Origin of the sequence: Nonomuraea sp. NPDC049269 (genome assembly GCF_043197155.1) — a bacterium.
In the GTDB taxonomy this organism is placed as follows: Bacteria; Actinomycetota; Actinomycetes; order Streptosporangiales; family Streptosporangiaceae; genus Nonomuraea.
In genome coordinates, this window is sequence record NZ_JBICSO010000010.1 from 503763 (window position 1) to 526507 (window position 22745).

The 22745-nt window shown below is 69.4% G+C and carries 23 protein-coding genes; 10 read left to right on the forward strand and 13 right to left on the reverse strand.

Going from position 1 to position 22745, the window contains the following annotated elements; all coding sequences use genetic code 11:
• Positions 1-23 precede the first annotated feature (23 nt).
• Positions 24-1187 carry an acyl-CoA dehydrogenase family protein gene (locus ACGFNP_RS48745; protein ID WP_358327674.1) on the reverse strand — a complete coding sequence of 388 codons (1164 nt, stop codon included), beginning with the start codon at positions 1185-1187 and terminating at the stop codon, positions 24-26.
• A 135-nt stretch (positions 1188-1322) separates the two neighbouring features.
• On the opposite strand from ACGFNP_RS48745, the gene ACGFNP_RS48750 reads away from it, so the two are divergent.
• The gene (locus ACGFNP_RS48750) at positions 1323-2819 is read left to right on the forward strand and encodes an ATP-binding protein (RefSeq protein WP_393329953.1); all 1497 of its coding nucleotides are present in this window, start codon (positions 1323-1325) and stop codon (positions 2817-2819) included.
• 96 nt (positions 2820-2915) lie between these two features.
• On the forward strand, positions 2916-3413 hold the full coding sequence (locus tag ACGFNP_RS48755; protein ID WP_393329955.1) for a flavin reductase: 498 nt from the start codon (positions 2916-2918) through the stop codon (positions 3411-3413).
• 31 nt (positions 3414-3444) lie between these two features.
• Here ACGFNP_RS48755 and ACGFNP_RS48760 read toward each other — a convergent pair whose 3' ends face one another.
• Genes ACGFNP_RS48760 through ACGFNP_RS48770 form a run of 3 tightly spaced genes read right to left on the reverse strand, consistent with a single transcriptional unit; the run spans position 3445 to position 6244 of the window.
• A complete protein-coding gene (locus ACGFNP_RS48760) occupies positions 3445-4056 on the reverse strand; it encodes a response regulator transcription factor (RefSeq protein ID WP_393329957.1) in 612 nt (203 codons plus the stop codon).
• Positions 4057-4088: 32 nt separating this feature from the next.
• Positions 4089-4976, reverse strand: coding sequence for a sugar phosphate isomerase/epimerase (locus ACGFNP_RS48765; protein WP_358327681.1), 888 nt, complete (start codon positions 4974-4976; stop codon positions 4089-4091).
• Positions 4973-6244 (reverse strand): amidohydrolase family protein, encoded by a 1272-nt coding sequence (locus ACGFNP_RS48770; protein WP_393329959.1) that lies wholly within the window; start codon positions 6242-6244, stop codon positions 4973-4975. Before ACGFNP_RS48770 ends, ACGFNP_RS48765 begins: the two co-directional genes overlap by 4 nt.
• Before the next feature lie 158 nt (positions 6245-6402).
• Here ACGFNP_RS48770 and ACGFNP_RS48775 point away from each other — a divergent pair, with 158 nt between their 5' ends.
• From ACGFNP_RS48775 to ACGFNP_RS48790, 4 genes are read left to right on the forward strand one after another with little or no spacing between them, the layout of a single operon-like run.
• Positions 6403-7419, forward strand: coding sequence for an Lrp/AsnC family transcriptional regulator (locus ACGFNP_RS48775; RefSeq protein ID WP_358327685.1), 1017 nt, complete (start codon positions 6403-6405; stop codon positions 7417-7419).
• A 9-nt stretch (positions 7420-7428) separates the two neighbouring features.
• Positions 7429-8076, forward strand: a complete 648-nt coding sequence (locus ACGFNP_RS48780; RefSeq protein ID WP_393329961.1) for a hypothetical protein — start codon at positions 7429-7431, stop codon at positions 8074-8076.
• 48 nt (positions 8077-8124) lie between these two features.
• On the forward strand, positions 8125-8775 hold the full coding sequence (locus tag ACGFNP_RS48785) for a HEAT repeat domain-containing protein (RefSeq protein WP_393329963.1): 651 nt from the start codon (positions 8125-8127) through the stop codon (positions 8773-8775).
• A 6-nt stretch (positions 8776-8781) separates the two neighbouring features.
• Positions 8782-9786 carry a HEAT repeat domain-containing protein gene (locus ACGFNP_RS48790; protein ID WP_393329964.1) on the forward strand — a complete coding sequence of 335 codons (1005 nt, stop codon included), beginning with the start codon at positions 8782-8784 and terminating at the stop codon, positions 9784-9786.
• A gap of 93 nt (positions 9787-9879) precedes the next feature.
• Here ACGFNP_RS48790 and ACGFNP_RS48795 read toward each other — a convergent pair whose 3' ends face one another.
• The gene (locus ACGFNP_RS48795; protein WP_393329965.1) at positions 9880-11610 is read right to left on the reverse strand and encodes a serine hydrolase; all 1731 of its coding nucleotides are present in this window, start codon (positions 11608-11610) and stop codon (positions 9880-9882) included.
• A 125-nt stretch (positions 11611-11735) separates the two neighbouring features.
• Here ACGFNP_RS48795 and ACGFNP_RS48800 point away from each other — a divergent pair, with 125 nt between their 5' ends.
• Positions 11736-12686, forward strand: coding sequence for a helix-turn-helix domain-containing protein (locus ACGFNP_RS48800; RefSeq protein ID WP_393329966.1), 951 nt, complete (start codon positions 11736-11738; stop codon positions 12684-12686).
• A gap of 17 nt (positions 12687-12703) precedes the next feature.
• Here the strand turns inward: ACGFNP_RS48800 and ACGFNP_RS48805 are convergent, their stop codons facing one another.
• Entirely contained in the window at positions 12704-14095 is a 1392-nt protein-coding gene (locus ACGFNP_RS48805) for an MFS transporter (protein ID WP_393329968.1), read from the reverse strand.
• A 251-nt stretch (positions 14096-14346) separates the two neighbouring features.
• Between ACGFNP_RS48805 and ACGFNP_RS48810 the strand changes: the two genes are divergently transcribed.
• Complete coding sequence (locus ACGFNP_RS48810; protein WP_358327699.1) at positions 14347-14643, forward strand: type II toxin-antitoxin system Phd/YefM family antitoxin; 297 nt, start codon at positions 14347-14349, stop codon at positions 14641-14643.
• Positions 14640-14879 (forward strand): hypothetical protein, encoded by a 240-nt coding sequence (locus ACGFNP_RS48815; protein ID WP_358327701.1) that lies wholly within the window; start codon positions 14640-14642, stop codon positions 14877-14879. Before ACGFNP_RS48810 ends, ACGFNP_RS48815 begins: the two co-directional genes overlap by 4 nt.
• A gap of 18 nt (positions 14880-14897) precedes the next feature.
• On the opposite strand, the gene ACGFNP_RS48820 is transcribed toward ACGFNP_RS48815, so the two are convergent.
• The 4 genes from ACGFNP_RS48820 to ACGFNP_RS48835 all read right to left on the reverse strand — a co-directional run bounded on the left by ACGFNP_RS48820 (position 14898) and on the right by ACGFNP_RS48835 (position 18023).
• On the reverse strand, positions 14898-15866 hold the full coding sequence (locus ACGFNP_RS48820) for a TolB family protein (RefSeq protein ID WP_393329969.1): 969 nt from the start codon (positions 15864-15866) through the stop codon (positions 14898-14900).
• A gap of 36 nt (positions 15867-15902) precedes the next feature.
• Complete coding sequence (locus ACGFNP_RS48825) at positions 15903-16310, reverse strand: ABC transporter substrate-binding protein (RefSeq protein ID WP_393329970.1); 408 nt, start codon at positions 16308-16310, stop codon at positions 15903-15905.
• A 49-nt stretch (positions 16311-16359) separates the two neighbouring features.
• Positions 16360-16734 (reverse strand): SDR family NAD(P)-dependent oxidoreductase, encoded by a 375-nt coding sequence (locus ACGFNP_RS48830; RefSeq protein ID WP_393330146.1) that lies wholly within the window; start codon positions 16732-16734, stop codon positions 16360-16362.
• Between the two features lie 353 nt (positions 16735-17087).
• Positions 17088-18023 carry a LysR family transcriptional regulator gene (locus tag ACGFNP_RS48835; protein WP_393329971.1) on the reverse strand — a complete coding sequence of 312 codons (936 nt, stop codon included), beginning with the start codon at positions 18021-18023 and terminating at the stop codon, positions 17088-17090.
• A 133-nt stretch (positions 18024-18156) separates the two neighbouring features.
• Here ACGFNP_RS48835 and ACGFNP_RS48840 point away from each other — a divergent pair, with 133 nt between their 5' ends.
• Positions 18157-19401, forward strand: a complete 1245-nt coding sequence (locus tag ACGFNP_RS48840) for an MFS transporter (RefSeq protein WP_393329972.1) — start codon at positions 18157-18159, stop codon at positions 19399-19401.
• A 308-nt stretch (positions 19402-19709) separates the two neighbouring features.
• On the opposite strand, the gene ACGFNP_RS48845 is transcribed toward ACGFNP_RS48840, so the two are convergent.
• From ACGFNP_RS48845 to ACGFNP_RS48855, 3 genes are all read right to left on the reverse strand, one after another.
• On the reverse strand, positions 19710-20183 hold the full coding sequence (locus ACGFNP_RS48845) for a hypothetical protein (protein ID WP_393329974.1): 474 nt from the start codon (positions 20181-20183) through the stop codon (positions 19710-19712).
• A 10-nt stretch (positions 20184-20193) separates the two neighbouring features.
• The gene (locus tag ACGFNP_RS48850) at positions 20194-21165 is read right to left on the reverse strand and encodes a hypothetical protein (protein ID WP_393329976.1); all 972 of its coding nucleotides are present in this window, start codon (positions 21163-21165) and stop codon (positions 20194-20196) included.
• Positions 21166-21343: 178 nt separating this feature from the next.
• Complete coding sequence (locus ACGFNP_RS48855; RefSeq protein WP_393329978.1) at positions 21344-22540, reverse strand: ROK family protein; 1197 nt, start codon at positions 22538-22540, stop codon at positions 21344-21346.
• Positions 22541-22745: the final 205 nt, after the last annotated feature.

Consider the following 22745-nt stretch of genomic DNA (forward strand, 5'->3'; position numbering starts at 1 on the left):
GTATTTCGATGTGTCTCCGTCGCTCAGCGGAAGGCGGGGACGGTTGGTGGCCGGCCCATGAAGACGGCGCCCGCGGCGTCGTACATCGCCGGGCTGAGGAAGGCGTGCTCCTGCGGCACCAGCGCGTCGCCGAGCAGGGCCTGCAGCGGGTGATCGCGGTAGATCGCGGCGGTGCCGGAGAGGGAGACGACCTTGTGGACCACCTCCGAGGAGGTCCGGGCGAGGTAGGCGGCGGACAGTCGCAGATGCGCGTTCTGTTCGTCGCTGACCAGGCCGCCGGCGACGAGCGTCTGCCAGGCCTCGTCGGCGGCCTCGTAGAAGTAGGCGCGCGCGGAGCGGAGCACGGCCTCGGACTCGGCGATGCCGGCGCGGTAGTAGGCGCGGTCGGCGAGTTTCGGGGCGCCGGTGATGCTGCCCCGGCCGCTGCCGACCTCCTTGGCGAAGTCGAGGGCGGCCCGGGCGACGCCGGCGGAGACGACGGAGAGCGACTGGGCGGCGTACGTGATCGCGGGGTAGCGGTAGAGCGGCTCGTCCACCACCGGCTCCCCACCGCGGATGAAGGTCCACTCGCGATCCACCTCGACATTGTCGGCGAGCAGATCGAAGGAGCCGGTGCCCCGCATGCCGACGACGTCCCAGTCCCGCACGATCTCCAGATCCGCCGGATTCACCAGAGCCCCACGGGGCTTGCCGGAGGTCGAGTCGTCGCCGGGGATGCCGACACAGATGATGTCGGCGGCCATGCAGCCGCTGGCGAACTTCCACCGGCCGTTGACCAGGAAGCCGCGTTCGGTGGGGGTGGCCTGCTGGATCGGGAACAGCGCCCCGGCGAAGACGACGTCAGGGCCGTCGGCGTACAGCTTGGCCTGGGTCTCCAGCGGCAGCGAGCCCAGATAGACCAGCTGGGAGCCGAAGCTCGCGACCCAGCCGGTGGAGCCGTCGACGGCCGAGATCCGCTCGATCTTCTTGAGGAACTCCGCGGGCGGCATCGTCTGCCCGCCGAACCGCTCCGGCGTGGCGGAACGGTACAAGCCGAGCCCCTTGAGCCGGTGGACGAAGTCCTTGGAGACGTAGCGCTGCTCGCGGAACTCCTGTCGACGCTCGGCCAGCTCGGCGAGCATCTCGTCGAACGCGGCGGCACTGTTTCGCGCCGCGCGTTCGGCCTCGGTCCCCTGACTCTGCGCCATCACAGCTCCTCATGAGGTTCGGTATGTGCTCCAGCGTAAGAAGAGCGCCACCGATCCGTCAGTCGTCATTTCCTCGGGCCGGCGTAGGGGATTTCTTTAACACCCGTTCTCCGGCCCGGGACCTACGCTGTGGTGATGCCAGTAGATCCGCGGGCTCCCGAGCTCGTCACCGACGACTTCGTGGCGATGATGAACGCCTCCCGGATGTGCGTGCTCGTTCACGACGCGGCGACCAAGAACATCCTGTGGGCCAACCCGGCCGCCTGCGAACTGCTGGAATTCACGCTGAACGAGATCCGGCCGCTCAAGGCCAACCACATGAGCAGCTCGGCACAGCAGTACGACCGGATCATCGGCCGGGACTGGCTGCAGGACGCCGTGGACAAGGGCGCGAGCCGGATCGAATGGCACTACCGCTCCAAGTCCGGGCGGGTCATCCCGACAGACGCCCTCGCGGTGCGGGTCGAGCTCGCGCAGGGGCCGGCGGTCATGGTGCAGTTCCGCGACATCGAGCGCGAGCAGCGGGTCGAGCGCGAGCTGCGGCTCACCACGTCGTACGTCGACGCGCTGGCCCACTACACCTCCACCCTCGCGCTGATGCTGGACGCGACGGGGATGATCCGTTTCGCGACCGACACCGCGCTCAGCGCGATCGGCGCACCGGTGAACGAGCAGGCGGACGAGCCGATGCGGCCGCTGACCGCGTTCGCCCGGCTGCGGCTCGACGGCCGCGAGGCGAGCTGGCAGGACGTCCTCACTCGCGCCACCCCGGTCACGTCGGTCCAGCTGGAGGTGTGCCACCCCCATGGCGAGCGGGTGTGGCTGGAAGGGTCGCTGGAACGGCTGCGTGAGGAAGACAGCGACGCCCTGCTGATGATCCTGCACGACGTCTCCGACCGGGTCCAGGATCACGTCCGCCGCACCCGCGAGCTGCACCGGGAGAACCACCTGGCCCGCTACAACGCCATGGGCGACATGGCCATGGCGATCGCCCACGAGCTCGGCCAGCCGCTGGCCGCCGCCGCCAACTTCCTGGCCGGGGTGCGCCACCGGGCCGACCGGTTGGAGCAGCGCGAGTGGCTGACCCACGGCATCACCGGTGCGGTCGACCAGATCGACCGCGCCTCCGCGATCGTGAGCTCGGTGCGTGCCTTCGTCGGCCATCTGGAGCAGGTGGAACAGGTGGCCGACCTCAACGACATCGTCGAAGAATGCCGCTATTTCGTGCGGCTGCGAGCGGCGCCGCTCGGCGTCGAGGTCCAGGTCCGGCTCTGTCCCGAGCCGGTGCTGGTGCGCTGCGAACGGGTGCTGACCGGCCAGGTGGTGCTCAACCTCGCCTTCAACGCCGTCGACGAGATGGCGCAGTCACCGTCCGCGGCGAAGTCGATCGTCATCGCCACGTCCGCTGACGGCACCTTCACCGTGGACGACCGGGGCCGGGGCCTGCCGCGCGACCCGTTCGCGGAGTCGTTCACCTCCAAGGAACACGGCAGCGGAATCGGCCTGGCGCTCAGCTACCGGATCATCACCCGTCAGCACGGCACGATCTGGGCGGCGAAACGGGACGGGGGCGGGTCGCGGTTCGGGTTCACACTGCCGCTCGCGCAACCGGAGCGACCCATCGGCGAGTAGGGGAAACCTTCAGCCGGTGCGGATGAAGTCTCACTATCGGCGCCCAAGGGTCGCGGCCTAGCTTCGGAAGCACCCGCTCACCATCAGGAGGCAGCCGTGGACGACCAGACCGAGGCCCAGCGCGGTTTCCGTACCGCGATGGCGAACCTGTCCGCCGCCGTCAACGTCGTCACCACCGACGGCCGGCACGGCCGAGCGGGCGTGACGGTGAGCGCGGCGTGCTCCGTCACCGACACCCCGCCCACCATGCTGGTCTGCGTCAACCGGTCCAGCAGCTCGCACGACATCGTCCTCGCCAACGGGCGCGTCTGCGTCAATGTCCTCGGCACCGACCAGGAAGAGCTGGCGATGCACTTCGCCGGCGCGACGAACGTGCCGACCGCCGAGCGCTTCGGCGCGGGCTCCTGGGACTTCGACACCCATGGTGTACCCGTCCTGCGCGACGCGCTCGCCTCGATCGTCGGACGCATCGTCACCAGGCGTACGCAGGGCTCGCACACGGTGGCCTTCGTCGAGATCGACGCGGTCACCGCACGTGCGGACGGCGGCGCCCTGGTCTACTTCCAGCGCCGCTTCCACGCTCTCAGCGCCTGACCGGTCATATCCTCGTGACGCCACCGGGCCGTCACGGCTCGATCCGGTTCTGGAGCACATCACGCACCAGCGCCCCCAGGCTCTCGGCGCCGGTCTTGGCCTTGATCCGGGCGCGGTGCACATCGACGGTCTTCACGCTGGTGCCGAGCCGGCGGGCGATGAGCCGGCTGGGCAGGCCGTCGACGACAAGCCTGAGCACCTCGAGCTCCCGCGCGGTGAGCGACTCGACCCGTTCACGGACGGTCTGCCGGTGAGCGTGCTCGCTGAAGCGCCGCCCGGCTTCCCGCAACTGCTCCTGAACGACTTCGAGCATCTGCTGCGGCTTGTACGGCTTCTCCAGGAAGTTGACCGCCCCCCGTCTCAGCGCCCGTACCGACATCGAGATGTCACCGTGAGCGGAGCAGAAGATGATCGGGGCGGGATAGTCGAGCCCGAGCAGCCGCTCCTGCAGCTCGAACCCACTCACGCCAGGCATCCGGACGTCGACGATCAGCACGGCCGGCTCGGCCGGGTCGTACTCGGCGAGGAACGTCACGGCGTCGGGGTACGTGAGCGCTTGGATGCCGACGCTCTCAAAGAGAAAGGCCAGCGACTGTCTCAGGTCGTGGTCGTCATCGACGATGTGCACGACCGGGCCGCTCATCATTGCTCCTCGTGCTCCGGCCGCAGGAACCTTTACGTGTGCGCGGCCGCCCATGCTCCGCACAACCGGACGCTGTCCTCCGGCGTCGCCTGGGCGCCGCGGTCGACCTCGATGATCAGCCAGCCGTCGAAGTCCTCCGGCAGCGCCCGCAGGAAACCGTCGACATCCGCGTCGCCATGGCCCGGTTCGGACCACAGGCCGGCCAGGACGGTCCGGCGGTAGTCCCAGCCCTCGCTCCTGGCCCGCTCCGCGAGCGTCAGCCGGAGGTCCTTGATGTGGACGCTCGCCACCCGGTCGGCGTAGTCGCGGACGAGCTGTGCGGCATCCGCGCCGGCCCAGGCCAGGTGGCCCATGTCCGGGCCGAAGGCGAGCACCGACGCGTCCACGGTGTCCAAGACGAACCGGGTCTCCTCCTCCGTCTCGGCCCAGGTGCCCACGTGCGGGTGAAAGGCCGGAGTGATCCCGCCGGCCCCGATGACGCCGGCCACCTCGGCCAGCAGGTCCCGCACCCGTTCCAGACGGTCTTGGTCGGCCAGGTGACCGACCGCCGGCCGGGCCACGCGTGGCGCGTCCTTGGCCATGCCCATGGCCAGGAACATCGTCGGCACGCCCAGCACCGCGTGTTGCTCGGCTGCGCGGGCGGCGCTCTCCAGTGCCTGCGCCTTCTCGGTCGCGTCGTCGCTGAGCCGAACCGGGAGGTACCCCGGCGCGGCACTCAGCCCGTGATCGGCGAGCGACTTCGCGTAGTCCTCTACCGTCACACCGGCGGGTACGGAGCTGTGCACGGCCATGAGTCCGGCCTCACGGATCGTCCTGAGCTGCGCGTCCAACGACGGCGCGAGCGAAGGGTCGATCCAGCCATCAGGACTGGCCACCCACTGCAGGGGGTTGATGGCGATGCGAGTTCGGCTGATCTTCATAGCTGTTCCTTTCCGGTAGTCAGCGGGTGTAGCAGCAGGTTCTTACGGATGACTCCGGCCTGAGCCACCAGGACGACGCTCCGCGGACTGCCGAGGAGGGAGATGTCGGCGAGTGGGTCGCCGGCCACGACGACGAGATCGGCGATCTTGCCTGCCTCGACGGTGCCGAGGGTGTCGGCGAGGCCGAGCAACTCCGCCGAGGTGCGGGTGCCGGCGATGATGGCCGCCATCGGCTCCATGCCGAGTTCGACGAGGTAGGACAGTTCCCGCAGGTTGAACCCATGGGGTGTCACTCCCGCGTCGGTGCCTACGGCGATCTTGACGCCATGGGAGATGGCGCGGGCGATGTTCTCCTTGGTCACGCCCGCCCAGCGGGACTTCTTGCGAAAGTGGTATTCGGGCATGCCGACCGGATCGAGCGGCCGGAACGCGGTCGCCAGGGTCGGCACCAGGAACGCGTCCTGCTGACGAGCGAGGTCGCACAGCTCATCGGTGATGCCGTAGGCGTGCTCGACGCTGGCGACTCCGCTGAGCAGAGCGTTGCGGATTCCGGCGGCTCCCTGCGCGTGGGCGGCGACCTTGCGGCCACGGTGGCGGCGTCCCTCGGTGACCGCCGCCCGCATCTCCTCTATGGTCAGCCCCTCGTCATCGGGATCGTCGTGTGGGCTGCCCATGCCCCCGGTGGCGCACACCTTGATCACATCGGCACCGTCCCGGAACATCCGGCGAGCGGCCACGCGTACTTCATCAGGGGTGTCGGCGAGCTCGGTGAGCCAGGGAGCGGCGTTGATCCCGCTGGACAGCGAGCAGTCCGCGTGGCCGCCGGTATGCCCGATGACCTTGACGGCGACCTGCAGGCGAGGTCCTTCGATGAGGCCTTGCTCGATGGCCGTACGGAATCCGGCGGGGGTGCCGCCCAGATCGCGGACCGTGGTGACCCCCGCGTGCAGGGTCTCGCGCAGCCGACCGGCGGTGGCGATGACGTCCACCACCGGGTCGGCGCCGAGCCCCTCGGCCGGCCGACGGCCGGGAGTCATGGCCATGTGGACATGACAGTCGAAGAACCCTGGCAGCAGGGTATGCCCGGTCACGTCGATCACGACCGCCTCGGAGGTGGCCGGCGCCTCGGCGGCCGAGCCGGCGTAGCGGATCCGGCCGCCCTCATCGGCGATGACCGTGGCGTTCGGAACGGGCGGGGCGCCGGAGCCGTCGATCAGCACGGCGCCTTCGAACCGCAGGGAGGTGTCGCAGGCCGGAGCCCAGGTCATTGGCTGTCTCCAGGGAGTGAGTTCGCGCCGGTGGCGTGGAGCCCTTAGGCCGGTAGTCTCGGTACGGCATTCACCGCACTCAGCGAAATCGCCGGATTTTTTCACCACGGTCGGCTGAATGCCGGATTCCGTGCAACATAGACATGCAGGGATGTGACATGGCCGAGCTGCCCGACGAACTCGACCTGGCGATCGTCAACGCCCTGCAGATCCACCCCCGAGCCCCGTGGTCACTCGTCGGCGAGGTTCTGCAGGTCGACCCGGCCACGGCGTCACGGCGCTGGCGCCGGATGCGGTCCGCCAACCATGCCTGGGTGACCGGCTTCCTCACCAACGGGTTCACGCAGGAATGCGGGGCGATCCTGGAGATCAACTGCCATCCAGGACGCGTCGTCGAGGTCGCCGAGACCCTGTCGGCGGATCCGCAGGCCTACGGCATCAAGCTGATGAGTGGTCGCCGGGACCTGGTCGCGTTGGTCGTGGCGCGGAACCTGGAGGAACTCTCGCACTACCTGCTGGAACGACCCGGTCGGCTACCTGGCGTGGCGCGCATGGGCAGCTACCTGATGGTCGGTGACGCACGGGCCAGCAGCCGCTGGCGGCTGCGCAACCTGGAGCCCGCCGCGGTGACTCGCCTCAGCGAGGCGGCGCGCCCGCGACCGGCGCCGCCCCTCGTGCTGCGAGAAGTGGACCATGCCCTGGCCGGCGCGCTGGCCAGGGACGGCAGGCTGGGCCTGGCCGAACTCGCCGCGGAGATCGGCACCAGCCTCGCCACCGCCCGCCGCCGGATGAACGCGCTGCTGGGCAGCGGTCAGTTGACGCTGCGCTGCGACATGGCGCGGACGCTGTCGGGCTGGCCGGTCACCGCTTGCTTCTGGGCGCGGGTGCCGATGGACTCACTGGCCGAGACGAACAAGGAACTGGCCGCCATCCCCGAGGTCCGGGTCGCCTTTCTCACCGCCGGGCCGCAGAACCTGTATCTGGAGGCATGGTTGCGTACGACGTCGGACGTGGTGCGCTTCGAGGAGCGGCTCACCGCCCGCCTGCCCCGCATGACAGTCGACGACCGCGCCATCACCCTGCGCGTCATCAAGCACAGCGGACGGATCCTCGACGCGGCGGGCCGATGCGTGAACACCGTTCCCCCGTTCTCGGCGATGCCCCAGCACCGCTGATGGTGTTACATGAATCAGATGATCGACGAACCGCTGGACCGACTCCGCGCCGCCGCCCGACGCACCCGCGAACTGGCCCTGAACCGGGCGAGCACCGGCCTGAGCCACCAGGACGCCGACGTCGTCGGCACGATCGGCACGGACGATGCCATCGGGTTCGACCCGTTCCCGCTGCTCGAAGCCCTCCATCACAGCGGCGTCCGAGCCGTGGTGATCGGGCAGGTCGCCGGCATCATGCATGGATCCACCGAACTGACCGGTGATCTGGACCTGCTCTGGGATGGCGCCCCGGCGCACGCCCCAGCCCTGGCGGCCGCCTTCACCTCCGTCAATGCCCAACTGATCGACGAAAAGGGCATCCCCGTAGCACCTCACCCGGAGTCCTTTCTCCGCCCCAAAGCGCTGTTCACCTCACCCGGAGCCAGCGGCGACTGCTGCACCCCGGCGCTCCCCTGGGGCGACCTTCGAGTCCAAGACTTCCTCGACCACGCGATCACCGCGGTCGACCCGGGCGGCCTGGAAGTTCACTACGCCTCCCGAAGAGACCTCATCCGGATGCGTCGCGCCATAGGCCGCCCCAAGGACCTCCGGCGAGCAGACGAACTGGACTCCTTCACCTCGGTCCACTCGGGCAGGGTGCCTGGTGATCCCGCTTGACCTTGACACAGTGACAAGGCCTTCACTGTTGCCAAGGAGGTGGTCCCGATGACCATGCAGAAACCAGCTTTCGAGGGGCTGGAGGACAGCGACTCGTCAGTGCGGCTGCGGGCTGCGATGGCGGTCGGTACGGCCCCTGACCCGCGGTTCATCGACAAGCTCATCGAACGATGCGCGATCGAACCCGAATTCCATGTGCGCGATATGCTGACCTGGGCACTCACCCGCCACTCACCATCCATGACGGTTCCAGAGGTTCTCAAGGAACTCCACTCGGAGCGCGGGCAGGCACGAAGCCAGGCACTGCATACGCTGTCCAAGATCGGGGATCGGCAAGCCTGGCCGGCGATCACCCGGGCGCTTCTGTCCGACGCCGACGACGAGGTGGCGCGGAGCGCTTGGCGGGCGGCGGTCGTGCTCGTGCCCGAAGGTGAGGAGCCCGAGTTGGCCGCGGTGCTGTCGACACAACTCGGGCGCGGCGCACGTGAGATGCAGCTGAGCCTCAGCCGAGCGCTGGTCGCGCTCGGTGAGGTGATCGTGCCCACGCTGCACGCTGCGATGACGGATCTCGACCCACGCGTACGCGCCCACGCGATCGCCACGGAACGGCTGTTGAACGACCCGGATGCCGCATTCGAGTTCGCGATCGAGGAGGCGAAGCGCGTGGTGGCTCTCGGCACTACCAGCAAGGAGGAGTGATGGGCCGTGTTGATCGGTGATGTGGCCCGGCGGTCCGGGGTCAGCGCCCGCATGCTCAGGCATTACGACTCGCTCGGCCTGGTGCGGCCAACGGGCCGTACCGAGGCGGGCTATCGCGAGTACTCCAGCGAGGACATCCGGCGGATCTTCCAGATCGAGAGCCTGCGGTCATTGGGGCTGTCGCTGCGTGAAGTCAGGCGCGCACTCGATGATCCCGACTTCACGCCCTCAGAGCTCGTCGACGACCTCATCCGCCAGACACGAGAACGCATCGCGGCGGAGACGGAGCTGCTCACGCGACTGCGCCGGATCGACGCCGTAGAACCCACCGGCTGGGAGGACGTCCTCCAGATCGTCGCACTCCTGCAGGCGTTGGGGTCGAACAGCGCCGACAAGCGTCAGCGCGCGGCCTTGTCCTCAGTCGGAGAGGCGCCGATGCCGGTGGAAGCACTGGTCGAGGCAGTGCTGAGCGAGACGAACCCGAACGTCGCCGGAGCCCTTCGATGGGCTTTGGCGCAATCAGGCGATGACGGATTCGCGCTGCTGGCGGAGGGCCTCGGCTCACCAGTGGCCGAGGTGCGCAAACGTGCCGTCCAGGCCATCGCCGAGATTCCGAACGGTGCGGCGACCACACTGCTGCAGGACGCCCTCACGAGCCCCGACATCGTGGTCCGCAGATATGCGGCTCTGACGCTCGGGGCACGTGGAGTGGTCGACGCGATCCCGACGCTCATCGACATCGTCGTCGAGGGGACGAATGACGTCGACGCGGCCGACGCCCTGAGCGCGCTGGCTAGTCGTCCCGCGTTGGCGGATCAGATCGCTACCAGGCTCGTTGATCGCCTCGCCCACGCCACCGTTGAACCGTCCGCACGTCTACGGCTGACACAGGCGCTCGCGGACATCCCGGGAACCACGGCGTCACGAGCCCTCGCAGATCTGTCACATGACGAAAACCGTGCCGTCGCGCTCACCGCGATCTACATTCTCGGGATACGCGACGCACGATGACGGATCTTTCCTGGCCGGCAAAGTCGTCCCGTAAGCAGATGGGGTCTTGGCGGTGTCGAATGCTGCTCGGGCGGACGGCAGTGCGAGGAGCGGTTACGTCGTCGGGAGGCCGACCGCGTTTGACGCGTCGGCCTCGAAGTAATCCGTCGTGGCGAAGGCGCCGGCGTGATCCTCGAAGAAGGTCCTGACGCCGTCGATCGAGTCATGGACGATGACGTTCACCGCCTTGGTCCCGTCGGTGCTCGCCACCGCCAGCGTCCACTTGGCACCCTTGGGAAGCCGGCCGTACGCCGTCTTCAGGCAATCCCAGAAACCGTCGGTGTCGGAAATCGTGGAAACAGCCATGACATGCATCGTGGCACCCTCCTCATTAACTCTCGGATTTACTCGGCAATTGAGGTGAAGATACTGTGCGGCACCATTCTTGAAGTCGTAGATCGCGACGGTCTGCGGGTCTTCGAGCGGATCGTTCGAAGGCATCAAGAAGTGGGTCTCGCTGATCGGGAGAAGTTCGTAGTCGAGCTGTTCTGGTTTATCGAGGAGTTGCGCCTCCATGGGGTTCAGGGTGAACCTGAGGTGGAGTTTTCCGTGTTCGGCCGCCACTTCGTAGCGGGTGCCGGGACGCTCGTAGGAGCCTTCGTACCTGGACAGATCGAGGGCCAGGGTCGGGTCGGGCTCCGGCAGGTCGGGGATCGTGACCGCGCCGAGGTCGGCCAGGATTTCGTTGAACACCTTCCGGTAGAAGCTGTCGCGCGGCCCGGCGTTCGCCAGCATCGAGACGGCGATGTTCGATTCCGGCAGGATCCGCAGGCGGGCGCTCTGGCTGACCGCGCTGCCGTCGTGGGCGTAGACGGTTTGGCCGTGCCAGTCGCACACGATGAGGCCGAGTGCCCATTCCGGCCCGAACATGTACGGGTCAGGTATGGGGACCCGCGATTCCGTCATCTCGCGGATGATGCCGGGTGAGACGATTCTGGTCCCGTTCGGCGCCTTTCCTTCGTTGAGGAAGACGTACGCCATTGTGAGCAGTTCGCGGGCTGTCGTGTTGACGTTGCCTCCGGGGCCGAAGGAGCGCGGCAGGTGATCCAGCGGCGAGAGGATGGGGCCCTCTTCGAGGGATCGGATCAGGTATCCGGTCGCGGCCCGGTTCTGGTCCGCGTGCTCATGCCGGCTGCTCGTCGAGGTCAGTCCCAAGGGGTCGAACAGGCGGTCCTTCATGATGTCGTCCCACCGCTTGCCGTCGATCACCTCCATGATGCGGGCGAGGATCGCGTAGCCCAGGGCCGCGCTGTAGCCGTGCGTGTGGCCCAAGGGGTGGACCTGGCTTGCGCCGGCGATGTTCGCCACCATGCGCTCGTACACGTCGTCGTCCTCCCCCGGATCTCCGTAGCTCTCCTCGATGCCGTTGGTGTGGTTGAGGAGATGGCGGGGTGTGACCTTGGCGCTGACATCGGGGTCGGCGACCCGGAAATCAGGGAGATAGGTCCGCACCGGCTCGTCCAGGGCGACTTTCCCCTCGTCGACGAGCTGCATGAAGGCGAGGGCGGTCCACGTCTTGGATACGGAGCCGCACTGGTAGATGGTGTCGGTCGTCGCGGGCTCCCGCGTGGAGATGTTCTTGACGCCGACAGCGAAGTCGGTGATCTCTCCGTCGCGGAGGACGCCGATCACGGCGCTCGGGATCCGGTATTCCGCGAGCAGCTCGGACACGCGAGCTCGCATCCGGGGCACATCCAACGCTCTTGTCATAGGTGCTCCTCGTTTCTTTCCAAGCGAGAAAAGGCTACGTTGCATTTCAAATGCAGTCAACGAGAAATTCCCCATGATGCGCCTTCATACTGGTCATTCGCGCAGATCGTTGCAACAGCATTGTCGATAAATGCAACCCACGCCGACCAGCCGTTGCAATGTACTGTTGGTGAACGCACAACTGACAGGAGGGCGGGCCCATGCCCGGAGGCAGGCTGACCCACGAGAATCGCCGGCAGATCGCGATCTGGCTGGCCGACGGGCTGGGATATGCCGAGATCGCCCGGCGGCTGGGCAGGCCCACGTCCACGATCAGCCGCGAAGTGGCACGCAACAGCGCGCGCGACGGATATCTGGCCGACCGCGCCCAGCAGGCCGCCGGGCAGCGCGCCCGCCGCCGCAGACCGGTTCAGGTCCCGGAGCCACCGGCCGACGGGCGGCCGGACGCGTCCGTACGCGGTTTCGTGGAGCGGTTCGCGACGCTGCTGGTCGAGACCGGCCTTCCCCGGATGCCCGCTCGCGTGTTCGTCTGCCTGCTCACCTCCGACTCCGGGGGCCTGACGTCCGCCGAGCTCGTACGCCGGCTGCAGGTCAGCCCGGCGTCGGTGTCCAAGGCCATCGGCTACCTCGAGGCGATCGAGCTGGTCAGGCGCATGCAGGAGGCCGGCCGCCGCGAGCGGTACGTCATCGACGACGACGTCTGGCTCCGGGCGTTCAAAGCCGACACCGGGGCACACGCCGAGGTCGCGGCGGCCGCGCGGCACGGGATCGAGATCTTCGGCGCCGGCACGCCCGCCGGCACCCGGCTGGGCCAGATGGCTCAGTTCTTCACCTGGATCAGCGAGCAGATGAACGGCAGCGGCCTCACCGACGCCGTCGTGCGCGACGCGCTGACGGTGCTGGCCGCGCTGGTGTACGCCGCTCGGCCACTCACCGTGGACGAACTCGCCACGGCACTGAACTGGCCCATCCAGCGGGCGGCCGACGCCCTGGACACGATCAGCCGTCGTCCGATCCTCTCCGACCCGCTCACCGTGGAGCAGGTCGGGCGCGGCGCGTACGGCATCACCCCGAGGCCTGACCGCCTGAGCTCCGCACAACGCGACGCCCTGATCGTCAGTCCACGCTCGACCCGAGGGACTCGACAATGACGAAGCCGGTCACAGCATCAGCATGTCCCGCCATCCTGCTGCACGCATGCTCTCGCCGCCACCGGGGTACGTGCGGGCGGACGCATCATGGCATGGGCCAGCACGCCCAACGCGCCCGCGACCAGCACGGACAGCCCGGCCAGCATCGCGGCCCGCCAGTCGCCGCCGTCCAGCGTGCCGAAGAAGACGGTGCCGGTGATCGTTGCGCCGAGCACTCCCCCGGTCTCCTGAACGGTCCCGAGCACCCCGGCCGCGGCTCCCGCCCGCTCGGGGCGTACGGCTGACAGCACCGAGGAGAGCAGCGGCGACATGAGCAGCCCCATCCCGGCGCCGACCACGACAAGGGCCATGGCCACCTGGTACGGCTGCGCCGCACGCGCCACGACCTCGTACAGGAGGCACAGCCCGAGCAGCAGCACGGGTGCGCCGAAGCGTCCCGGGCGGAGCGAGGCGGCGAAGAAGCCCGCGTTGAGCGCGGTGCACACGGCTCCGGCAGCGAGCGGGCCGAGGCCGAGGCCGTCCTGCAAGTAGAGGGCGAGCACGAACGACAACCCGGCCGAGGTGCCGAAGAGCAGCGCCACGGCGACCAGGCCCCAGGCGAACGTCCTGTCGGTGAACACGTCGAGGTCGAGCAGCGGGGTCCGCCTCGCGTGCACCAGCCGCCGCTGCCGGCGGACGAACGTGACCAGGATCGGACCAGAGGCGGCCAGGCACCACCAGGCCCACGGCGGCCAGCCCTGTTCACGGCCCTCGACCAGCGGCAGCACCACCGCCACCAGCCCGGCGGCCACGAGCCCGGCTCCGCCCACGTCGAGCCCGGCCCGCCGTAACGGTGACGGCACGGGCGCAGGGAGCACGCGTCCGGTCATGGCCAGCGCCACGACGCCGATGGGCACGTTCACCAGGAAGCAGCCCCGCCAGCCCAGCCCCAGGTGCTCGGCGGCCACCAGCGCACCGCCGATCACCTGGCCGCTCACCCCGGCCAGGCCGACGACCGTGCCGTACCAGCGGAAGGCCGTGGCCCGGTCGGCGCCCCGGTAGAGCTCCCCGAGCAGCGTGAGGACCTGCGGTGCGAGCAGCGCCGCCGCGACGCCCTGCGCGATCCTGCCGGCCACCAGCCAAGCCGCCCCGCCCGCGAGCCCGCACTCCGCCGACGCCAGTGTGAACAGCGCCAGCCCGGTACGGAACACCCGTCGATGCCCGTACAGGTCGCCGAGCCGCCCGGAGGCGATCAGCCCGGCCGCGTACGCCAGCCCGTACCCGGCGATCACGAACTGCACAGAGGCGTCGCCCGCCCGCAGGTCGGCGCGGATGGACGGGAGGGCCAGGTTCGCGACGAAGAAGTCCAGCGTGGTCACGAACACCGCGACCAGCAACACGGGTAGAGCCGTCCAGCGGCGGGTGGTCATGAGGGCTCCGAAGACCGAGGAAGGTGGGGGCAAGAACGTCGGCAAGAACACCGCGGCGCGGTGAACGGTTGCCCCTCACACTCGTGCGACGGACTTATGGATTCCTTCGGATCGGCTACGGCTCAAAAGCAGTCAGCTGCGAATCGGGTAAAGTTGTACAAGTTGTACAAGTTGCTCAGGTTGTACAATTTTTCAGTGCCAGCCGCGTATCGTAGAACCGTTCGGGCAGAGCGAAGCGGGAGAGGATCCACATGACCATCGAGGCGCTGGGCATCGCCGAAGCCCGCTCCCAACTCGGCACCCTGGTATCACGCGCCGTACACGGCCACCAGCCCACCACCATCCGCCGTTCCAGCAGCGAGCGCGCCGTCCTCGTCTCCGAGCAGGATTACCAGGAACTACTACGCGCCCACCGCGAACTGGAGGCCGGGCGCGTGGCGGAAGCGATCGCCGCCAATGAGCGAGGCGAGCGCGAGATGATCACGTACGACAGCAAGGCCGCCCTGTACGCCGACCTTGACCTACCAGCCCCCGGCGAGCGGTCTTGAAACGACTCCTCCACGTTGATGTCCCGGTCCGCGAGATCCTGAGCCGTGCCGCGCCCGGCCTGCGTTCCATCATCGCGGACACCCTGTTCGACCTCGCCGAGGATCCTGAGCCGCTCGCGGCCGTACCGTATGGCGGCATTCCCAGCGCGTTGGAGTTACGTACCGACACCTTCCGCGTGATCTACACCCACAACGCGGATCACGTCTCCATCTGGGTCCTCCAGATCAACACCTGAGCCCGGACGCGAGGGTCGTCAGCCCTTACCGCGCGCCTCGAACCGGAGGTAGAGGCCCTGCTTCTTCGGCACCTTGAGCAGGGTCTCGACGACCTTGCCCTTGAGGTCCACGACGCCCACGCCCTCGGGGGTCGGCGCGAGCAGATGGCTCTCGTCGTACCAGCCCAGCACGGGACTCCAGACGGGGCTGAAGGCCAGCTTGATCCTGGTGACGGCCTTGCCGGTGGCCGTGTCCCACACGCAGGCGGACTTCTCCAGCGACATGCAGGCGGTGACGAAGCGGCGGCCCGACGGGGTGAACGTCCCCTGTCCCTGGGCCGCCGGGCGTCCGCGTACGTGCCAGGTCCGCTTGACGGCGCCGGTGAGGTCGTACTGGCGGATGGAGGATTTTCCGTTCTTGCCCCAGCGCACCACGACACCCTTGCCGTCGCGGGTCCACTGGAAGCCGCCGACGGTGATGAGGGCCTTCTCGATGCGGACGAAGCGGGCTTTCAGCGTGGGCACGTCGATCAGGACGATGCCCTCGGAACGGGGCTCGAACCCCGCCTCGAACACGTTGAGCAGCAGGTGGCGGCCGTCCGGGGACCATGTGGGCCAGAGCGTGTGCAGGTACTGGCCCTCCTGCTCGGGGTCGGCCGGGACGGGCAGCTCCACGTTCGTCCTGTCGCCGGACTGGCGGTCCACGAACGTCATCGTCGGCTTGCCGGGGGGCCTGGTCTCGGCGAGGGTCGCCGTCCAGCGCTCGTCGGGCGACACGGCGACCTCCCCCTCGGTCTCCACGAACGCGCGCTTGACCGGATCCCAGACCCGCTTGCTGAAGGGCGGCCTGGTCGACGGCGTCGAGTAGGAGGTGAGCTGGATCGGCCGACCGGCCATCTTGGCCACGACCTTGGCCGAGGTGCCCGGCAGCTTGCCGACCGGCGGCTGGGCGGGGGCGGTGCCGAGCGTGGCGGTCATGGCCAGAGCGGCGGCTAAATTCATGATCATGTCTGCTCCTGACAGGCTCGGGTGCGTCAGCGGATCCTACAAGATCACGAGGAAGCCGGGATGCGGTAGTACTCGGCTGCGGTGAAGGTGGCGGGGACGCCGGGTGAAGCACCCGGGTGCGGTGTGGGGGGCGTGCACCGCCAGCCGCCGGCCCGCCAGGTCGGCCAGGGAGGTCAGGTCGGAACGGGCGAGGAACCAGAACAGCGGGCGGTCGGTGTTGACATTGAGCGCGACCCAGGGGGTGCCATCGGTCAGCCGGGACAGCAGCGCCCGGCCGAGCCCGATGGTGGCGCCGCGGCGCAGCCGCTCCTCGTCCCAGACGCAGCCGTCGCGCAGCGTGACGTGGACGCCCTCCTCGGCGTAGAAGTCCTGCTGGTCGGCGATGTAGGCGGCCAGTTCCTCGTGCAGGCCCCGTCCCACGTAGGCGAGATCGATCGTGTACATGAACGTTTTCCTTGATCGTGTCACCGCCGCGCACCCGCGCGCGTATGCGTCAGTACATGGACATCCCGCCATTGACCGCGGCTGAGGTGCCGGTCATGAAGGCGTTGTCCTCACTGGCGTAGAAGGCGACCACTTGGGCGACGTCGCCCGGGTATGCCAGGCGGCCCAGAGGGATGACGGCCACCTGCCGCCGCTTGTGCTCCTCGTCGATCACACTCGCCATGCGGGTGTCCTCCACCGGGCCGGGCTCGACGATGTTGACCGTGATGCCCCGCGGGCCCAGTTCCTGGGCGAGGTATCGGGCGAACTGCGCCAATGCGGCCTTGGCCGTGCCCAGGGCGATCATGCCCTCCCGGGGCGCGCGGCTGAGGCCGGTACCGAGATAGATGATGCGTCCCCAGCCCTGTTCGAGCATGGCGGGCAGGACGGCCTAAGTCACGAGGATCGTCACTTCGTTGTGCAGGCGGGTGACGCCGAGCGCTCCCATGAGCGCGGCATCCTTCCTGTCGGCGGCCTGCCGTGCGATCCTCGATCCCGGTGGTGACCAGCGTCTGGCGGTCGTGCGCCGCCGGAAGCGGCCGGAAGCGGCCGGTGGCTGAGCACGATGAGCGGCGCGGTCGGGTGTGGTGTCCCACCCACTCCGACCGGCCGGTAACCGCCTCCACGGAAGCTTCGGATACAGCGGACGAATGAGGTGTGCGGAGTGTGTCGATGCCCATGCCTGCCTTGAGTCACCGTCGGTCGATCCGGCCACGATGACCGCGGACGCGGCGGCGTTCAGCGCGGCAGCACCCACTCCGGTACCCAGGTCCCGGCGGCGTCGTGGCCGGCCGTTGTGGCGGCGAGGTGCGCGCGGAGGGTGGCCAGCGCTGGATGGGGGCTGTCGCGGTGCCATAGGAGCGAGTGCGGGTAGACGGGCGTCGGGCCGGTCACCGGGATGCGGCGCAGGCCGTGGTCGGCGGGCCAGACCAGGCGGGTCCGCTCGCCCATGAACGTGGCCAAGGCCGGGGTGTCGGCGATGGTGTCGAGGAGCGCGTCGGAGCCGAAGTTGGGGCCGGTCGCCTCGATGGTGAGGCCGAACTCGGCGACGAGATCGTCGTAGTAGGCGGCCCACTCGGTGCCGGGAACGATGCCGGGCATCCAGATCCGGTGCCCGGCCAGCTGAGCGACGGTCACCGACCGGGCGCCGGCCAGCGCGTGGGCGGGTCCGGTGAGGAGCTGGAGCGCCTCGTCGAGCACCCGGACGGATTCGATGTCCTCGGGAAGGGGCCGGCCGGGCACGCCGACGGCGCGGAAGGACGCGTCGATCGTCCCGGACCGAATGGCGGCCAGGGCCGTCTCGACGTCGAACAGCATCACCACGTCGAGCTCGATCTCGGGGTGCGCGCGGTGGAAGCCGCGCATCAGGCCCGACGCCGCGCTGCGCGAGGCGATCATGTCGACGCGCAGCGGACGGCGGCCGGTGCGTACGGACGCGACCGCGCGCTCGGCGACGCGCAGCAGCTCGCGCGCGTGGGGCAGGAACGCCTGCCCATCGATGCTGAGCTCGGCGCCGCGCGCGGTGCGGGTGAACAGCCGCACGCCGAGGTTGCGCTCCAGCGCGGCGATGCGCTTGGAGACAGCCTGCTGGGTGACCGCCAGCTCGGCGGCGGCCTCCTGAAACTGCCCCGCGTCGGCGGCGGCGACGAAGGTCCGGACGGTGTCGAGGTCCATGCCGACACCCTACGGGAACAACCGTTGGTTGTGGCCGACAGCCCTGCAGTTGTTTGATCTCCTGGTATGGCGCGCGCTTTGATGCCTTCGATCGCCGATCGGTTGTACGGATGAGTGACGAGGAGCATCGGGCATGAGGAACAGGCACCGGCTGGGACGGCGGTTCGGGTGGCTCTGGGGAGCGTATGGGACCAGCGCGCTCGGTACGTGGCTCGCCTTCGGGGCGTTCCCGTTGATCGCCGTCCAGGTGTTGCACGCCGGACCGGCCGAGGTCGCCGCGCTCTCCTGCGTGGGGGCTTTGGTGGGTGCGGCGGTGGCGGTGCCGCTCGGGCCGTGGGTGGAGTTCCGCCGCAAGCGGCCGGTGCTGATCGCGATGGACCTGGTACGGTTCGCGGCGCTGCTGACGATCCCCACCGCGTTCGCGCTCGGCGTGCTCACCTTCCTCCAGCTCCTGCTGGTCTCGGTCGTCGTCGCGGCGGCCGACATCACCTTCCGCGCCGCCTCCGGCGCGTACCTGAAGACGCTGCTGCGGGCCGAGGACCTGCTGGTCGCCAACGCCCGATTCGAGTCCACGACCTGGACGACCACGATCATCGGACCGCCGCTGGGTGGCGCGGCGATCGGGCTCCTCGGTCCGGTGGCGACGGTGGTGGCCGATGCGGTCAGCTACCTGCTCTCGGCCTTGGGCATCGGCGCGATGGGCGGGCACGAGCCGCGGCCCGAGCGCCGGGCGGCCGCGCGCCTGCGGGCCGGGGACCTGGTCGACGGTTGGCGGTACATCCTCGCCGATGCGGCGCTGCGTCGGCTGTTGTTCAACACCGCCCTGTTCAACGGCCTGGTGATGGCCACCCAGCCGCTGCTGGCCGTCCTGATGTTCGGTCAGCTCGGGTTCACACCGTGGGAGTACGGCCTCGCCTTCGCCGCGCCCTCGATCGGTGGGCTGCTCGGTTCGCGACTGGCCCGGCCGCTCGTCACGTGGTTCGGGCAGCACCGGGTCCTGGTCGTGGCCGGGGCGCTGCGCGCGCTCTGGCCCATCGGCCTGGCCTTCCTGGGGCCGGGCACCGGAGGGCTGTTCCTGGTGATGGGCGTCGAGCTCGGGCTCATCTTCTGCTGCGGGGTCTTCAACCCTGTCAGCGCCACTTACCGCCTCGAGCGCACCGCGACCGACCGGGTCGCCCGAACGCTGTCCGCCTGGGCGGTGACGACCAAGGCCTCGGCCGCGCTCCTGACAGCCGTCTGGGGCGTTCTGGGCGGCCTGCTCGGCCCGCGTACGGCCATCGGCCTGGCCGGCGTGCTCCTGCTGGCGACCCCGCTGCTGCTCCCCCACCGCCCGGCCGCCCTTCTCCCCGACCCGGAGCCGACACCGAGCCGCACCTGAACGGCGCCAAGGCTGTCACCGCGATCGGGGTGCGCCGCCCTTGTTCGGAGCGCTGTGATCGGCACCTACTTCCGCCGTCCGCTCCCGCGTCCGATGCCACGAGGACGGAATCGTCTTGTGGGAGTCGGGGTGCCGTCAAGAACCGTGCGATGAGCCGCCAAACCGCGCCTGAGCTGGGACGCGACCCGCTGGGCTCCGGCCGCGCATGGCTACTGCGGCGCCCGGAAGCCTACCTGGTACGGCAACGGGCGGCGGGGTAAGGGCGTCTGGTTCGCCCTTACCCCGCCGCCCGTAGGAGCCGGCAACTCCTATGACGGCCGTGCGGTCGCGGTGATCAGGTGGCCTTGCCGCGGGCGATGTAGAGGTTCATGTCGGTGAAGTCGAGGGTGACGTTGTAGGGCTTGTGGATGCTTCCTGTTGTGCGGATTACGGACGAAGCCGTCGAGCCACCGATCGAGTGAGTATTCGTGGTGGAGCTGGTCGAAGGTGTCGGCGAGGTCTTTGATCGGGCCGGGGAAGGGCCGGCGGCCCGGCGCGCTGAACGCCGGCAGCTCGACGGCCTCGAAGCCGCCGGGATCGGAGGGGCTGGGCGGCGTCGTGGTGGCGCCGTAGGCCTCGGCCAGGAGGGCCGCCAGGTCCGGGGGCAGCGCGTCCGCCGCCTCCCGCACCGCCTCGGCTCCGGCCGGCGTGAACCGTCGCGCGTGCTTGACCGCCAGCCGGACCGACCGCTGCCTGACCTCGTAGGACTCGCACAGGAACGCCGAGGCCAGGGCGGGCGCCAAATGGTCGAGGTCATCGCCGTCCGCACGGGCGGCCTGGTCGAGCAGGGTGAGCCCGGCACGTACGAGCTTGCCTTCGGGGCCGGGGCTCCAGCAGATCGTGCAGGCGGACGAAGAACCGCAGGTCCGTCGTGCTGCCGCCACGCAGGAACCGGCGTACGCACCCGTCGACCAGCGCCTCCCGCTCAATACGCCCGGCCGCGGCCAGGTCGCGCAGCGCGTGCAGCCAGGACCGGCGGCCGTCCTGCCCCTCCGCGCCTCGGTCGTCGCGCAGCAACCGGCCCACGCGTTCGGCTTCGAACAGGCGCGGAATCAGGTGCTCGGCCAGCGGATCGTCGTCGAGGTCGGGCGGTGTGGACGCCCAGGCGGCCACCAGCGGCTCATGGTCGGGAAGCGGGGCTCCGGTACGGCGCAGCAGTTCCAGCGCCAGCGCGACGGTGCCGTCCGCCCGCTGCCGGCTGGTGCCGCGCAGGCGTCCTGCCACGCGTACGGCAAGGTCGGCCTGCCATTCGGGTGGGCGCGCGGCGATGACCCGCAGCAGCGGCTCCAGGTGGAGGTCTCCGTTCCGGCCGGCGAAGTCGCGCCGGAAGATCCAGGTGGCGACCGCGGCCGCGCCACCCAGGGTGCCCGCGCCCGCGACCAGCATGGGGGCGATCCAGTCGTCGCGCATCGTCCAGTCGACGTCGTGGTGGTGGGCCCGATAGGAGCCGGTCGACCACCACCGGTGAAACGCCTCGTCCTCGGACAGGCCGCGGGCCACCTCGGCGTCGATGAACGTCTTGCGATGGTGTTCGTTCTCGGTTGTGATCTGTGCCCGCAGCCGGTCGAAGTGCTCCTGCGTGGCCTGCCGGGCAGGGCCTATGTGGCGGGGCAGCCGACGGGCCGTCTCGTGGCATCCGGCCGTATCCAGGCGTAACACCTCGTCAGCCGTCCTGGACGCGTCACCTGCGGCGATGGCCTGCGCCACGTGCTCCCACCCGCTCACGCGCCCACCCCCGCGAGGCCGTCGCGCCGAGGGGCGCGGGGGTGCGGGGTGAGGAGGCGGGCGCCGCCAGGCGCCGGCACGGCAGTGGTCATGACGCAGACCATAGAGATCGTCCCCGACAGAAGCCGTCGGCTCCATCACCGAGACCGACGCGATCGAAACCGGCGAAGGCAGGCAGTCAGACCGTGGCCGGTTTGGGAGTCGGAGAGAGGTTGGTGAAAAGGCGTTCCTCGGCGACGTCGAGGGCGCTGCGTACGGCGCCGATCGCGGACGAGTGGTCGCCCATGACCGAGCAGACGACCGTCGGCGGGAAGGCCGTCTCGCGTTCGACGCGGACGCGCACCGGCTCACGGATGGCCTCGCCGGCGGCCGAGATGCCGCCCCCGATGATGATCAGTTCGGGGTCGATCGTCACCATGACCGGCGCGAGGCCCTGGACGAGCAGGTCGGCGAACCCGTCGATGCCCGCCTGGGCGGCCGTGTCGCCCGCCTTGGCCGCGTCGAAGATGGCCTGGATCGCGTCGCCCTGGTCGGCGCTCCGTCCGGCCAGGGCTCTGGGCGCCAGTTCCAGCAGTCGTTCGTACGCGTGCGCCCACGGCAGCCCGCGCCAGAGGCCGATCTCCGCCGCGGCGCCGTGCCCGCCGGCGTGCGGCCTGCCCGCGACCAGCAGGCCGGTGCCCATGCGGCGGCCGACGTGGACGTACACCACGTCGGAGGCGTCGCGGGCCACGCCCTTCCAGTGTTCGGCCAGGGCGGCCATCCGCATGTCGTTGAACACCTGGGTCGGGATGCGGAAGTGGCGGTGGAGGTGGTTGCCCAGGTCGACGCCGTCCCACTCGGGGATGGCCGGGGCGTGGGCGACCTTGCCGTCAGGGCCGACGACGCCAGGGGTTGCGACGGCCGCGCACATGATGTCGGCGGCGGACAGGCCGGCCGCGTTCAGGGCCGCGGTGATCGCCTGGTTCATGATCGTCAGGCGTCTGGCCCTGGAGGAGGTCGGGCGGAGGGTCTCGCGGCGTTCGGCGACGATCTCCCCGGACAGGTCGCTGACCAGTACGAGCACCTTGTGGCCGCCGATGTCGACACCGAGCACGTGGCCGGCGGCGGGGCGGAACTCGAAGCGCTGCGCCGGCCTCCCCACCCGGTCCTTCTTGTCGACGGTCCGGTCGGAGCTCTGGATCCAGCCCGCCTCGAGCAGGTCGGAGATCGCCTGACTGGCGGTCGGGCGGGAGATCTTGGCCGCGGCCGCGAGCGCGGTGATCGTGTGGCTGCCGCCCCCGTAGAGCTCGCGCAGGACAGACCGCAGGTTGAGCAGGCGGACCACGGATGTGTCGCCGCTGAGCTGCGTCGCCGACCGAACCATGAACGAGGTCATCCGTTTCGCTTTCTGCTTCGTTACCTACAGCTTGGACCGAACACCGGCGACTCGCAGCCGAACGACGCGCCGCGCGACGTCGGAGGACTTCGTCATCCTGAACCTCCTCGAGCTGTCATCGGATGTCTCAAGCGAAGAGTATCGCAGTCGGAGACCCTCGCAGTGCCCTCAGAATCTCACCATCTGGGACGCATTTCCCTGCTGA

Coding starts and splice junctions, on each gene's coding strand:
- ACGFNP_RS48745 (WP_358327674.1), bottom strand. CDS start 1,187: ATGGCGCAGAGTCAGGGGACCGAGGCCGAACGCGCGGCGCGAAACAGT.
- ACGFNP_RS48750 (WP_393329953.1), top strand. CDS start 1,323: ATGCCAGTAGATCCGCGGGCTCCCGAGCTCGTCACCGACGACTTCGTG.
- ACGFNP_RS48760 (WP_393329957.1), bottom strand. CDS start 4,056: ATGAGCGGCCCGGTCGTGCACATCGTCGATGACGACCACGACCTGAGA.
- ACGFNP_RS48765 (WP_358327681.1), bottom strand. CDS start 4,976: ATGAAGATCAGCCGAACTCGCATCGCCATCAACCCCCTGCAGTGGGTG.
- ACGFNP_RS48770 (WP_393329959.1), bottom strand. CDS start 6,244: ATGACCTGGGCTCCGGCCTGCGACACCTCCCTGCGGTTCGAAGGCGCC.
- ACGFNP_RS48775 (WP_358327685.1), top strand. CDS start 6,403: ATGGCCGAGCTGCCCGACGAACTCGACCTGGCGATCGTCAACGCCCTG.
- ACGFNP_RS48780 (WP_393329961.1), top strand. CDS start 7,429: ATGAATCAGATGATCGACGAACCGCTGGACCGACTCCGCGCCGCCGCC.
- ACGFNP_RS48785 (WP_393329963.1), top strand. CDS start 8,125: ATGACCATGCAGAAACCAGCTTTCGAGGGGCTGGAGGACAGCGACTCG.
- ACGFNP_RS48795 (WP_393329965.1), bottom strand. CDS start 11,610: ATGGGGAATTTCTCGTTGACTGCATTTGAAATGCAACGTAGCCTTTTC.
- ACGFNP_RS48800 (WP_393329966.1), top strand. CDS start 11,736: ATGCCCGGAGGCAGGCTGACCCACGAGAATCGCCGGCAGATCGCGATC.
- ACGFNP_RS48805 (WP_393329968.1), bottom strand. CDS start 14,095: ATGACCACCCGCCGCTGGACGGCTCTACCCGTGTTGCTGGTCGCGGTG.
- ACGFNP_RS48810 (WP_358327699.1), top strand. CDS start 14,347: ATGACCATCGAGGCGCTGGGCATCGCCGAAGCCCGCTCCCAACTCGGC.
- ACGFNP_RS48820 (WP_393329969.1), bottom strand. CDS start 15,866: ATGATCATGAATTTAGCCGCCGCTCTGGCCATGACCGCCACGCTCGGC.
- ACGFNP_RS48825 (WP_393329970.1), bottom strand. CDS start 16,310: ATGTACACGATCGATCTCGCCTACGTGGGACGGGGCCTGCACGAGGAA.
- ACGFNP_RS48835 (WP_393329971.1), bottom strand. CDS start 18,023: ATGGACCTCGACACCGTCCGGACCTTCGTCGCCGCCGCCGACGCGGGG.
- ACGFNP_RS48840 (WP_393329972.1), top strand. CDS start 18,157: ATGAGGAACAGGCACCGGCTGGGACGGCGGTTCGGGTGGCTCTGGGGA.
- ACGFNP_RS48855 (WP_393329978.1), bottom strand. CDS start 22,540: ATGACCTCGTTCATGGTTCGGTCGGCGACGCAGCTCAGCGGCGACACA.